This window comes from Caballeronia grimmiae (assembly GCF_000698555.1).
Taxonomy (GTDB): domain Bacteria; phylum Pseudomonadota; class Gammaproteobacteria; order Burkholderiales; family Burkholderiaceae; genus Caballeronia; species Caballeronia grimmiae.
Map to the genome: position 1 here is coordinate 195,468 of NZ_JFHE01000002.1, position 13,114 is coordinate 208,581.

The window sequence follows — 13,114 nt, forward strand, 5'->3', positions numbered from 1 at the left end:
GTGCTTCATGATTCAGCCCGGCAACGTATTCAAGGACAACCTCGCTCAATTGCCTTCCATCGACGGCATCGAGCGTATCGATCTCATCGACGGCAAAGGCGCGGTGGCGGCCAGCATCGAAAACAAGCCTGGCAAGCAGGGCTCGCTGTCCGTCTATCACTATCTGAAGCAGGCGTTCGGCACGCTGGATGCCAAGGCCGCCGAACACGGCCTCGCGGTGTTCGCCGAACATACGGCGGATGCGCGCAATCGTCCGGGGGCGCATCCGAATGTCGATCGCCTGCGGGATATCGTTGCGGGCGGTGAGGCGTTGAAGATCGACGTGATCGCCGCGGCCTGAGCATCGGCGAAAAAAAGGCGGCCCGCGATGGCCGCCTTCGAATAGCAATTCGGAATGCGCTATCGCAACTGCACCCGCTCGATCTTCTTCACGATCACGAGATAGCTGAATACGGTGATCAGCGCGTTGACGCCGACGAACGCGAGCGCCCCGTTGAACGATCCCGTCGTCGCGACGAGATAGCCGATCACGATCGGCGTCACGATGCCCGCGACGTTGCCGAACATGTTGAAGATCGAGCCCGACAGGCCGATGGCTTCCTTCGGCGAGGTATCCGCGACCACGGCCCAGCCCAGCGCGCCGATGCCCTTGCCGAAGAACGCGAGCGACATCAGCGCAACCACGATCCAGTCCGTGTTCACATAGTTGCAGCCGATGATGCACGACGACAGCAGCATGCCGCCGACAATCGGCGCCTTGCGCGCGACGGTCAGGGAATGGCCGCGTCGAATGAGCGAATCGGAGAGCACGCCGCCGAGCACGCCGCCCGTGAAGCCGCAGATGGCGGGCAGCGACGCGACGAGTCCCGCTTGCAGAATCGTCATGTGACGCGCCTGAACGAGGTAGATCGGGAACCACGTCAGGAAGAAGTACGTCAGCACATTAATGCAGTACTGCGCGAGATACACGCCTAGCAGCATGCGATTCGTGAGCAGTTGCTTCACGACCGGCCAGCCGACCGGGCTGCCTTGATCGGCGCTGCCCGAACCGCGCTCACGCTGATGTCCCCGCACGAGGCCGCCGCCTTGCTCGATGTACTCGAGTTCATCGCGATTGACGCGCGGATGATCGGCGGGGTTCTTCATCACCGAAAGCCAGATGATGGCGAGCATCAGGCCCGCGACGCCCATCACGATATACACGTGATGCCAGCCGAACGCGTGTGTGAGCCACGCCATCAGCGGCGTAAAGACGACAGCTGCGAAGTATTGCGCTGAATTAAAAATGGCCGATGCCGTGCCGCGTTCCTTCGTCGGAAACCAGCTCGCGATCACCTTCGCATTGGCGGGGAAGGCCGGCGCTTCAGCCGCGCCCATCATGAAGCGCAGCACGAACAGCGCGGTGACTGCCGCCGCTGCGCTGCCGAGCAGGCCGATCGCGCTTTGCAGCAGCGTGAACAGCGACCACAGGAAGATGCTGGCCGCATACACGCGGCGCGCGCCGAAGCGGTCGAGCAGCCAGCCCGCCGGAACCTGAGATAGTACATATGCCCAACTAAATGCCGAGAAAATATAACCCATGCGGATGGCGTCGAAGCCGAACTCCGCGCGCATGGCCGCGCCCGTCACCGACAACGTGGCGCGGTCCGCGTAATTGAACGTCGTGATCGCAAAGATCAGCAACAGAATGACGTAACGCACTTTCGTGCGCTTCATGACGTCGGCGGGATGGGCGGCGCGGCTCATCGACATGAACTTCTCCTCGTCTCCGGTGCTTCATGCGCGAAGGGCCGCACGCGCGGCCCTTTTCGATGCGGGCGCGCGTGACTGTCTGCGTGCCCCTTGCGATGCTCGCGGCTTATTGCGAGCCGAGCTTCTTGATGAGTGCGTCGAGCTGGCCCATCTCTTCTTCGGTCAGATCGATGAGCGGCGCGCGCACCGGACCTGCGTCGTGGCCGACGAGCTTCGCGCCCGCCTTGACGATGCTCACCGCATAGCCTGCACGGCGGTTGCGGATGGCGAGGTACGGCAGGAAGAATTCGTCGATCAGCTTGCCGGTGGTCTCGTGATCGTTCGCGGCGATCGCGCGATAGAAGTCCATCGCCGTCTTCGGGATGAAGTTGAAGACCGCCGACGAATACACCGGCACGCCCAGCGCCTTATAGGCGGCGGCATAGACTTCCGCCGTCGGCAGGCCGCCGAGGTACGAGAAGCGGTCGCCGAGGCGGCGGCGGATGGTGACCATCGCTTCGATCTCGCCCACGCCGTCCTTGAAGCCGATCAGGTTCGGGCAACGGTCGGCGAGGCGCTCGAGCATGTCGGCATTGAGCTTCGAATTGGCGCGGTTATAGATGATGACGCCCATCTTCGGCACGGCTTTGCAGACTTCTTCGGCGTGTGCCGCGATGCCTTCCTGCGATGCTTCAGTCAGGTAATGCGGCATCAGCAAAATGCCTTGCGCGCCGTTCTTCTCGGCTTCCTGCGCAAAGGCGATGGCGGTGCGCGTCGGGCCGCCCGCGCCCGCGAGAATCGGCACCTTGCCACGGCAGACTTCGGTCGCCGTGCGCACGATCTGCGAATATTCAGGTTGCGTCAGAGAAAAGAACTCGCCCGTGCCGCCCGCCACGAAGAGCGCCGACGCGCCATAGGGAGCGAGCCATTCGAGGCGCTCCGCGTAGGTATCGGCGCGGAAGTTTCCCTGCGCGTCGAAGTCGGTCACGGGGAACGAAAGCAGGCCTTCGGAAACGATTTGCTTGAGTTCTTGCGGTGTCGTCATGGTTTGTTGTCTCGGTGAGGAGCGTGCGGCAGATGCAGCGCTTATAGGTCATCGTACAACATTGCATCTTGCCGAACAAGCGTGAACGTGGGCATCGCTGTAAAATTAAGGGTAAATACCGAGGAACGGCCGATGTTTATGTTGTAGGATGACATAACTCCAGAAGTCGGCTCAATGGCGCCAAGGATCATCAGAATGAATCAGCCCCCGCTTTATATTCGCGTGCATCCCGAAGACAACGTGGCGATCGTCGTGAACGACGGCGGTCTCGGCGAAGGCGCGACTTTCTCCGATGGCCTCGTGCTGCGCGAGCGCGTGCCGCAAGGTCACAAGGTCGCGCTGAAGGACCTCGCGGAAGGCGATGCGGTCATCCGCTACAACGTGGTGATCGGCTATGCGCTCAAGCCGCTGCCGAAGGGTAGCTGGATCAACGAGCACGTGCTGCGGATGCCGACGCCGCCCGAGCTGCATGACTTGCCGATCGCGACCATCCAGGCGCCCGACACGTCGCCGCTCGAAGGCTTCACGTTCGAGGGGTATCGGAATGCGGACGGCACGGTCGGCACCCGCAACATCCTCGCGATCACGACGACCGTGCAATGCGTCGCGGATGTCGTGCAGCACGCGGTCGATCGCATTAAGGCGGAGCTATTGCCGCGTTACCCGAATGTCGACGATGTCGTGAGCCTCGGTCACACGTACGGCTGCGGCGTCGCTATCGAAGCGCCCGACGCGATGGTGCCGATCCGCACCGTGCGCAACATCGCGCTGAATCCGAACTTCGGCGGCGAAGTGATGATGGTGAGCCTCGGCTGCGAAAAGCTGCAGCCCGAGCGCCTGATGCCGCCGGGCACGATCCCGATCGCGGCGGCCGCGGTGGACGACGCGATCGCGGATATCGGCGACATGGAGAGCGAGGATAACGGCGCGGCGGTCGTCTTGCAGGACGAGGTGCACGTCGGCTTTCAGTCGATGATCGATTCCATCATGCGCATGGCGGAAACGCACCTGAAGCGGCTGAACAATCGCCGCCGCGAGACGTGCCCCGCGTCGGATCTGGTCGTCGGCGTGCAGTGCGGCGGCAGCGATGCGTTTTCCGGTCTGACAGCGAACCCGGCGGTCGGCTTCGCGACCGATTTGCTGGTGCGCGCGGGCGCGACGGTCATGTTCTCGGAAGTGACGGAAGTGCGCGATGGCGTCGCGCAGCTCACCGCGCGAGCGGCGAATGGCGAAGTGGCGGCGGCGATCATCCGCGAGATGCAGTGGTACGACGATTATTTGAAGCGCGGCGGCGCGGATCGCAGCGCGAACACGACGCCAGGCAACAAGAAGGGCGGGTTGTCGAACATCGTCGAGAAGGCGATGGGGTCGATCGTGAAGTCGGGTTCGTCGACGATTTCGGGCGTGCTGTCGCCGGGCGAGAAGGTCAGGCAGAAGGGCTTGATTTACGCCGCGACACCCGCGAGCGATTTCATCTGCGGCACGCTGCAACTGGCGGCGGGCATCAACCTTCACGTGTTCACGACCGGCCGCGGCACGCCCTATAGTCTCGCGGAAGTGCCGGTCATCAAGGTGGCGACCCGTTCCGATCTGGCGCGCCGCTGGCACGATCTGATGGATGTGAACGCGGGCACCATCGCGACCGGCGAAGCGACGATCGGCGATGTGGGCTGGGAGCTGTTCCGGCTGATGCTGGACATCGCGAGCGGGAAGAAGCAGACGAAGGCCGAGGCGCTGAAGCTGCATAACGCGCTCGTATTGTTCAACCCGGCGCCGGTGACCTGAAGCGAGAGGCGTGGTGTTGGCCCGCGAAAAGCCCCGATTTTTCGGGGCTTTTTTGCGTTTGCGCGGTTACCGACGCCTCTCCACATGCTGCACATGTAAGCTACTCATCTGCCCGCCCGCCACTAACCGCCATGCTCAAAATCAACCCAACCCGCCTGCTGAACGACCTCAACCACTTGCGCACCTTCGGCGCGACCGGCCCCGGCGTCGTGCGCCTGTCGTTATCAGCCACGGACATGACTGCGCGCCGCTGGCTCGTCGACCGTATGCGCGATGCGGGCCTCGATGCTTCCATCGATGGCGTCGGCACCGTGTTCGGCCGCTCGCGCAACGCCGGCCCCGCGCTGCTGATCGGCTCGCACACCGACACGCAACCGACAGGCGGCTGGCTCGATGGCGCATTGGGCGTGATCTACGGCATCGAAATCGCACGCGCGCTCGCCGAATGCGAAGAGACCAAACATCTCGCCGTCGATGTTGCTTCATGGATCGACGAGGAAGGCACGTTCTCCGGCTTTCTCGGCAGCCGCAGCTTCGTCGGCGATAACGTCGACGATGCGATCGGCCACGCGCGCGATCGCGAAGGCGTGCTACTTGCCGATGCGCTCGCGCAAGCGGGCATCGCAGACGCACCGCGCGTTCGCATCGACGAGGCGCGGCACAAGGCGTATCTCGAGCCGCATATCGAACAGGGCGGGCGGCTGGAGGCGGGCGGCAAGTCGCTCGGCGTGGTGACGACGATCGTCGGCATACGCGAGCTTGCGCTGCGCTTCACCGGCCAGCGCAATCACGCGGGCACTACGCCGATGGCTATCCGCCGCGATGCGGGCGCGGCGCTCGTCGCGTTCATCGCGCGCATGGACGATGCGTTCAAACAACTTGCCGATGCGGACACGGTATGGACCGTCGGCCGCATCGAACTCGATCCGGGTTCGTTCAGCGTCGTGCCCGGACGTGCGGACATGTACCTGCAATTCCGCGATGCCGATCCCGCGCGACTCGATGCGATGGAACGCGCGCTCGCCACGCTGATCGACGCGTTCAACGCAGAAAACAGCGTGCACGTGGAAGTCTCGACGAGCGAGCCGCCCGAGCAACCCGTCGTGATGAACAGCGCATTGCAGACGCATCTCGCCGATGCAGCCGAAGCGCTCGCGCCCGGTCAATGGGAGCGCATGCCGAGCGGCGCATCGCACGATGCGCAGGTCATCGCGCATCATGTGCCGGCGTGCATGCTGTTCGTGCCGAGCATCGGCGGCGTCAGTCACGACTTCATCGAAGATACGGACGAAGCGCATATCGTGCTGGGATGCGAGGTCGCGGCGCGGGCCGCCGCAAGCATCCTGCACGAACTGAATCGTCATTCGTGACCGCGTGTCATCAATGAAGTGACGCGTGCGGCATCGGTTGAACGATGGCGTTGTCCTACGATGCGAGGCTTCTGCAACGGAGGAATCAAACGATGTACGCCATCACAGGAATCACAGGACAAGTCGGCGGGGCGCTCGCCAATGCATTGCTCGAAGCGGGACAACGCGTGCGCGCCGTCGTGCGCGATGCGAGCAAGGGCGATGCGTGGCGCGCACGCGGCTGCGAAGTCGCCGTCGCCACGATGACCGATGCCGACGCCCTCGCGCAAGCCTTCGAAGGCGCACACGGCGTCTTTATCCTGCTGCCGCCCGAGTTCGATCCCGCGCCGGGTTTTCCAGAAGCGCGCGAAGTCATCGATGCAATCGTCGCGGCGGTGTCGCGTGCCAAGCCGCGCAGGATCGTGTGTCTGTCGACCATCGGCGCACAGGCCGCGCAAGAAAACCTGTTGACGCAGCACACCTTGCTTCAGGAGGCGCTCGCGAGTCAGCCGATCCCCGTTACGTTTCTGCGCCCCGGCTGGTTCATGGAGAACAGCGCATGGGACGTGCAATCGGCGCGTGAGGAAGGCATCGTCCATTCGTTTCTGCAGCCGCTGGATCGCGCCATTCCTATGATTGCAACCGTCGATATCGGTAAAGCCGCCGCGAAGCTGCTACAGGAAGCGTGGCAGGGACATCGCATCGTCGAGCTGGAAGGGCCGAAGCGCGTGAGCCCTGACGATATCGCCCGTGCGTTCGCGACGGTGCTCGGCAAGCCGGTGCGCGCACAAGCGGTGCCGCGCGACACCTGGCAAGCGTTGTTCGAGCAGCAAGGCATGCGGCATCCGATGCCGCGCATCCGCATGCTCGACGGCTTCAACGAAGGATGGATCGACTTCGAGAAGCCGCGCGACGAGATTGTCAAGGGCGATGAATCGCTCGAGTCGGTGATTCGCAAGCTCGTGGCCTGAGGCGATCACTTCCCTTTGGCTTGCGCCACGTCCTCATCACGCTCCCAGCCGCCGCCCAGTGCGAGGAACAGGTTCACCTGATCGACCGCGACCTGGCCTTCCGCCGCCGCCACTTGCGCGGCGACGCTGGTCAGCGTGCGCGTCGCATCGAGGTCGGCGATAAACGATTCGCGCCCCGCCGAATACAGCCGATGCGTCTCGTCCGCCGATTGCACCGCCGACCGGTACGCCGTCCGCAGGTTGTCGGCGCGGGTCGTATCGGACGCATAGGTGGCGAGATTGCTTTGCGTTTCACGCAGCGCGTTCAGCACGACGCCGTCGAAATGCGCGAGCGCGCCGCCCGATGCCGCCTCGGCCTGTTGCACGCGTGCTCGCTGGCCGTTGATCGGGAAGTTCCAGTTGATGAGCGGTCCGAACGCCCAGCGGTTCGTCGTCGCGCCCAGCAGGTCTTGCGCGATACCGACGGATCCCACCGACGCGCCGAAGCTCACCGACGGATACAGCGCCGCCGTCGCCACGCCGATGCGCGCCGTCGATGCCGCCAGTTGCCGCTCGGCCTGCCGCACATCGGGGCGGCGTTTGAGCAGCGCGGCGCCATCGCCGACGGGAATCGGCTGGCGCAGCTTCGGCAGTCTGTTGCATGCGAGCGCGGCGGGCGGCAGTGCGGAAGGCGCACGCGCGAGCAGCATCGCCAGGCGATACTGCGCCACGCGTCGGCGAGCGACGTATCGCGGGATATCGGCGGCGAGCGTCTCTGACTGCGTCTGTCCGCGCGTGACTTCCGACTGATTGCCGCGCCCCGCATTGCGCAGCCGCGTGGTCAGCCTCACGCGCTCGCGCTGCAGTTCCAGCGACTTCTGCGCGATGGACAGCTCTTCGGCCGCCGAGCACGATTCGACATAGGCGCGCACGACATCGGCGACCACGGTGATGCGCGCGAGATCGGAGGCGGCTTCGACCGCTTCATCGTCGGCGACGGCGGCTTCGATACCGCGCTTCAGCTTGCCGAAAAGGTCGAACTCATACGACACGCTCAGTTCGAGCGCACCTTCGTTCACGACCGGCAGCTTCTCGGTCAACAAGTACTGTTCCGCCGATTCCTGCGCGCGCTGGAACGCGACCGAGCTCTTGCTCGAAAAGCCGCCTTGCCGGTTTGCGAATTCGACTTCGGCGCGCGAACGGGCGAGATTGGCTGCGGCCACACGTAGGTCCGCGTTCGATATGAGCGCTTCGCTGACGAGCTCGTCGAGCGCGGGATCGTCGTAGAGACGCCACCATTTCGAGGGCGCCGTGCCTTGCATGACGGGCGCATCGGCGGCGCCTTCGATCGGCGCGTTCGCATACGGCGCGTTGACCGCCGCGCCTTCGGGCAGCTTGTAGTCGGGGCCTACGGTCATGCAGCCGCCGAGTGCGAGCATCGACGCAAGCAGCGTGAGGCCGAGGCGTGGCGTCTTCATGCGTGCAATGCCTTTCATTGCGATGCGCCCGAAGCAGCCGCGCCAGCGGGAACATGCGCCGGCAGCGGCGATGCAGGCGCCGTCGCCGATGCGGGCACGTTGCCCGCCGGTGCGCGACGCCCGACCGCGGGACCGATGCCGCGCACCGACACCGTCGCGGTGCGGCCCGCGATCATGCGGAAATCGGCGGGAATCTCATCTAGCGTGACGCGCACCGGAATGCGCTGCGCGAGCCGCACCCAGCTGAACGCGGGGTTCACGTTCGGCAGGAGACTCGGGCTTTGCTGACGATCGCGGTCTTCAATTGCCGCGACGATGCTCTGCACGTGACCGCGCAGAATGTTCGGCTCGCCCATCACCTTGATGTCGACCGGCTGGCCGATGTCGATGCCATGCAGCTTGGTCTCTTCGAAGTAGCCATCGACGCGATACGAATGCAGATCGACCACCGACAGCACCGCGCGTCCCGCCGCTACGAATTCGCCCGCACGCGGCGCGCGATCGTTCAGATAACCATCGACGGGACTCGGGACTTCCGTGCGTTGCAGGTTGAGACGCGCGGTGTCGATCGCGACCTGCGCATCGGTGAGCGCGGCGGTGGCCTGCTGAACGCGCGACTGCGTCTCTTCCACCACTTCACGCGCGACGAGATTGCCGAGCGAACGGTTGCGCGCGTCTTCGCGGCGCGCCTGATCGAGCGTCGCGCGGCGCTGCTGCGCGTTCGCTTCCGCGTTGCGCAGCGCGAGCGCATAGCGCGCCTGATCGATCACGAAGAGCACGTCGCCGCGTTTGACCTGCTGGTTGTCCTGGACCTTCACTTCGGTGATGAGACCGGACACGTCGGGCGCGACCTGGATGACATCCGCGCGGACGTGGCCATCGCGCGTCCACGGCGCGAACATGTAGTAATCGACCAGCTTCCACAGCACGACGGCTGCAATGGCGACGACGATGAGCGTGAGCAGGATCTGCCCGACTGAGAACCAGGTTTTTTTCACGTGAAGAGCCGGTGCGAAACGACGACGACAAGTCCCAGCACCAGTACATAGATGCCGAGATCGAAAACGGAGCGATGCCACACGAAGCGATAGAAGCCCACGCGCGCGAGCACGGTGCGGATCGCCAGATTCAGCAGATAGGCGATGAACATCAGCACGAGCACGGCGGGCACGAACACGCCGAGAATGTCGATTTCGCCGATCATGCGTAAAGGTTCAATGACGAGAGTGGTTGCGCGATCATCATGCGGGCTATTCCCTTGGCGCGTCGCCGCGTGCGTTCGTATTGGCCTGCGTTTCGGTCGCCGGCGGATGCAGCGACAGGCGAACGCCGATCAGCGCGTGCAGCGTATCGCGCAAGAGGCGTTCACCCGGCAGCGCGGCTTGGGCATGCTTGCTCGCCTCTTCGATGGTATGAGCCGCGACGCGCGCGACGGCGGCATCGATGGTCCGCACGAGCGCGGCCGGCACGGGCAGACGGTCGCGCCGGTCGATGCATTCCTGAAAGTACGCGCGAACGCCCGCGAGCACGTCGTCGATGGACGCTTGCACGTCGGCCGTGAGCTTGCGCCGCGCGCGCCGCAGATCGAGTGCGTTCAGCGCCACGCGGAAGTCGCGAAAGCTCTCGATCGACGGATGCTTGTGCGAGTCCGTGCTCGCGTGGCGCGGCAGCACTTGCATCAGGCGGTCGAGCATCCGCGAGTAAAGATCGCGCTGATCGGAAATCGTCGCCGTCGATGCGCTGACGACGATATCGCGCCACGCCGAACGCGTGAGGCGCGCGACCGCGAGTTCGGAGCCGAAGGGCCGCGTGACGCGCGTCCAGACGAACGCGAAGAGCAGTCCCGCAAGGCCCGCGAGATTGCTGTTCAGAAAGACGAAGATATCGGCTTCGTAGGCGCTCTGGATGCTGAGGAACGTCGCCGTGTTCACCGCGACGAGCATGGTGATGAGCGTGAAGCGCGGGCGCGGAATCAGCGTGCCGATGATGAGGAACGGCACCGAGAAGATCACTACGAGCATCGGAAAGTCATGCACGTGAGGCAGCACCGCGAACACGTACAGCCCGGCCAGCGCCACGCTGATACAGGTCGCGAGAAAGAACGTGAACACTTGCGGCGCGGGTTCGTCGAGCGCGGCGAAGAAGCAGCACGCCACCGCGGCGAGCGCCACGCCGCTCGCGCCATCGGCCCAGCCGGACTGGATCCACAGCACGCACGCGACGATGATCGCGCCGACCGCGACCGCCGTCGAAAACAGCATCATGCCGAGGTCGAAGAAACGCGCCGTGCCGCCGAGCCGCCAGTGACGAAAGCGCGGACGCCAGCGATGCTCGTCGTGCAGGATCGCGGCGCGCAGCGTGCGGATGTCGCGCCATACGTCGATGACCTGACCGAGCCGCCACAGCGCGCTCGAGAACAGCGCGCCGTCTTCGCTCGCGAGGGCTTCGGCCGATGGCCGCATCGCCGCGATGCGCTCGCGGAACGCGTCGGGTTCGCGGTCGGTTTCGAGCGGATCGTGTTCTTGCGGGGCGGGCAGCGAGATCCACTTCGCGACATCGGCGAGCAGCGCTTCGAGCCCTTCCGGATGCGTGCCGCGCCTGACGATCAGTTCGATAAGCGGATCGGCGAGCGATGAAATCAGCGGCAGGAAAATCTGCATGCGCCCCTGCAACGCCCGCGCGCGCCGCACGATATCGGGGCGCGTGTGATCGTAGGTCAACTGGCTCAGCAGCACTTCGAGGCCGTTGACCGTGGCCGCGAGCCTCTGGCGCGCCGCCGAAGTCTGCGCGCCGGCGAGGCGGCCCGAAAGCGCTTCGCTCGCATAGAAGGCGGCGTCGCGGAACCAGGCGTCGGTGCGCTCGATGAGCGTCGGCGCAAGACGGCTCGGAAAGAACACCGTCCCGACGATGCTCGCCACGACGATGCCGAGCGTGATCTCTTCGGTGCGCGAGATCGCGAGATCGAACACGGCAGTCGGATTCGTGACGGCGGGCAGCGCGATCAGCGGCAGCGTATAGCCCGCGAGCAGGAACACATAGCTGCGCGCGGTGCGGTCGAACATAGAGAGCAGCAGCAGCGTGCCCGTCCACAACGCGACGAGCACGCTAAAGAAGATCGGCGATTCGACGAAGGGCGGCACGATCACCACCGCGCCCGCCGCGCCGATCATCGTGCCGAGCGCGCGGTACAGCGCCTTCGAGCGCGTCGCGCCGACGAACGGATTGGAGACGATATAGCAGGTGGCCATCGCCCAGTAAGGACGCGGCAATTCGAGTGCAAGCGCGATGTAAAGCGCAATCATCGCGGCTGCGAAGGTCCGCGTGGAAAACAGCCATTCGCGTGCGGACGGAAAGTTCATGGTGCGGGGGTATCGCGCCTGCCGCTGGCTGCATCGACCGATGCATTGAACACGCTGAGCACGCGCAGCGTCGTTTCGAGGTCTTCGCGGCTGACGTCCCTCAAAAGCCGTTCACGCAGCGAGACGAGCCGCTCTTCCATGCGCGCGGTGACGGCGCGGCCTTCATCGGTGAGCGAGATGGTCTTGGCGCGCTTGTCCTCGGGATCTTCGTCGCGCCGCACGAGGCCGGCGGCGCACAGTTGATCCAGCAGACGGACGAGCGATGGTCCTTCGATGCCGATATGCTCGGCCAGCGCGACCTGCCGCACCGCTTGCCCGAGCCGGTGCGCGGCGAGCAAGGGCACCGCGCACGCCTCCGATACGCCGTATGAAGCGAGCACGCCGTGGCTCGTGCGCCGCCAGCGGCGCGCTGCCAGTACGAGCGTACTGCTGACCGAACGGCGCAGGAGATCGATGGAAGTCATGGGCCGGGATTATAGCGGCTGTTTCATTCGTTAGCGTGCTAACGATTCGGGGTTTCCCGAGTATGTTAGTCCTGCGTTCGGCGACGCGCGGCGCTCGGGAAATATGTCGTGCTATCTTGCCGATTCGACCATCCGCCGGGCCAGCCATGCCGATCAGCTACCTCAGGGACCTGACCTCGCCGAGCCGCACCGACTCCGCCAATCGCCGGCTGGGCTGCGCGCTCGCGTTCGTCGCGGGCGCGGCCAATGCGGGCGGCTTTCTGGCCGTGGGGCAATACACGTCGCATATGTCGGGGCTGGTGTCGTCGGTGGCGGATCACCTCGTGCTCGGCCAGATGGCGTTCGCGTTCTCCGCGCTCGGCGCGGTGCTCGCGTTTCTCGCGGGCGCGGCGACGTCGGCGCTGCTCATCAACTGGGGACGGCAGCGCGCCGCGCAGAGCGTGTTCGCGACCCCGCTGTTGCTCGAAGCCTGTCTGCTGCTCGCGTTCGGCGTGCTCGGCGCGAACCTTGAGACGCATCGCGTGTGGGACGTGCCGGCGACGGTCGCGCTTCTTTGCTTCGTGATGGGCTTGCAGAACGCGATGATCACGAAGATATCGAAGGCGGAAATCCGGACCACGCACGTGACGGGGCTGGTGACGGACATCGGCATTGAACTGGGCAAGATTCTTTACTGGAATCGTGGCGTATCGCGCGGCGACGAGCGGTATGTGCGCGCGAATCATGCGCGCCTCGCGCTGCTCGGTTCGCTGCTCGGCATGTTCGTGGCGGGCGGTTTCGTGGGCGCGCTCGGCTTCGCGCATCTCGGCTTCATGGCGACGGTGCCGCTCGCCGTGCTCCTGCTGCTGTTCTCATCGGTGCCGGTGGTGGATGACTTGTCGGCGGTGCGGCGGCGCAGGTAAAGCCGCGCATGCGTCGATCGGTCGGCGTCCGGCCTCGCATCGTCGAATAGA

General features: G+C 64.9%; 12 protein-coding genes. 5 read left to right on the forward strand and 7 right to left on the reverse strand.

Annotated features, from left to right (window positions below; genetic code table 11):
- Positions 1–7 precede the first annotated feature (7 nt).
- Positions 8–340 carry a DUF2322 family protein gene (locus BG57_RS03180; protein WP_035960129.1) on the forward strand — a complete coding sequence of 111 codons (333 nt, stop codon included), beginning with the start codon at positions 8–10 and terminating at the stop codon, positions 338–340.
- Between the two features lie 59 nt (positions 341–399).
- Here the strand turns inward: BG57_RS03180 and BG57_RS03185 are convergent, their stop codons facing one another.
- Both BG57_RS03185 and kdgD read right to left on the reverse strand, forming a co-directional pair.
- Positions 400–1,752: an MFS transporter gene (locus BG57_RS03185; RefSeq protein WP_035960130.1), complete on the reverse strand. Its 1,353-nt coding sequence runs from the start codon at positions 1,750–1,752 to the stop codon at positions 400–402.
- Between the two features lie 106 nt (positions 1,753–1,858).
- Positions 1,859–2,776, reverse strand: a complete 918-nt coding sequence (gene kdgD, locus BG57_RS03190; RefSeq protein ID WP_035960131.1) for a 5-dehydro-4-deoxyglucarate dehydratase — start codon at positions 2,774–2,776, stop codon at positions 1,859–1,861.
- Between the two features lie 195 nt (positions 2,777–2,971).
- Here kdgD and garD point away from each other — a divergent pair, with 195 nt between their 5' ends.
- The 3 genes from garD to BG57_RS03205 all read left to right on the forward strand — a co-directional run bounded on the left by garD (position 2,972) and on the right by BG57_RS03205 (position 6,881).
- Positions 2,972–4,561, forward strand: coding sequence for a galactarate dehydratase (gene garD / locus BG57_RS03195; protein WP_035960132.1), 1,590 nt, complete (start codon positions 2,972–2,974; stop codon positions 4,559–4,561).
- A 131-nt stretch (positions 4,562–4,692) separates the two neighbouring features.
- A complete protein-coding gene (locus tag BG57_RS03200; RefSeq protein ID WP_035960134.1) occupies positions 4,693–5,931 on the forward strand; it encodes a Zn-dependent hydrolase in 1,239 nt (412 codons plus the stop codon).
- Positions 5,932–6,023: 92 nt separating this feature from the next.
- Entirely contained in the window at positions 6,024–6,881 is an 858-nt protein-coding gene (locus BG57_RS03205) for an NmrA family NAD(P)-binding protein (protein ID WP_035960410.1), read from the forward strand.
- A gap of 5 nt (positions 6,882–6,886) precedes the next feature.
- Here BG57_RS03205 and BG57_RS03210 read toward each other — a convergent pair whose 3' ends face one another.
- From BG57_RS03210 to BG57_RS03230, 5 genes are read right to left on the reverse strand one after another with little or no spacing between them, the layout of a single operon-like run.
- Positions 6,887–8,338 carry an efflux transporter outer membrane subunit gene (locus BG57_RS03210; protein ID WP_035960411.1) on the reverse strand — a complete coding sequence of 484 codons (1,452 nt, stop codon included), beginning with the start codon at positions 8,336–8,338 and terminating at the stop codon, positions 6,887–6,889.
- A 14-nt stretch (positions 8,339–8,352) separates the two neighbouring features.
- Positions 8,353–9,336, reverse strand: a complete 984-nt coding sequence (locus tag BG57_RS03215; protein ID WP_035960135.1) for an efflux RND transporter periplasmic adaptor subunit — start codon at positions 9,334–9,336, stop codon at positions 8,353–8,355.
- Positions 9,333–9,542 carry a DUF1656 domain-containing protein gene (locus BG57_RS03220; protein WP_035960136.1) on the reverse strand — a complete coding sequence of 70 codons (210 nt, stop codon included), beginning with the start codon at positions 9,540–9,542 and terminating at the stop codon, positions 9,333–9,335. The genes BG57_RS03215 and BG57_RS03220 overlap by 4 nt, the downstream gene beginning before the upstream one ends.
- Before the next feature lie 46 nt (positions 9,543–9,588).
- Positions 9,589–11,697, reverse strand: a complete 2,109-nt coding sequence (locus BG57_RS03225) for an FUSC family protein (protein ID WP_052005596.1) — start codon at positions 11,695–11,697, stop codon at positions 9,589–9,591.
- Positions 11,694–12,161 carry a MarR family winged helix-turn-helix transcriptional regulator gene (locus BG57_RS03230; protein ID WP_035960137.1) on the reverse strand — a complete coding sequence of 156 codons (468 nt, stop codon included), beginning with the start codon at positions 12,159–12,161 and terminating at the stop codon, positions 11,694–11,696. Before BG57_RS03230 ends, BG57_RS03225 begins: the two co-directional genes overlap by 4 nt.
- Before the next feature lie 146 nt (positions 12,162–12,307).
- On the opposite strand from BG57_RS03230, the gene BG57_RS03235 reads away from it, so the two are divergent.
- On the forward strand, positions 12,308–13,063 hold the full coding sequence (locus BG57_RS03235) for a YoaK family protein (RefSeq protein WP_035960138.1): 756 nt from the start codon (positions 12,308–12,310) through the stop codon (positions 13,061–13,063).
- Positions 13,064–13,114: the final 51 nt, after the last annotated feature.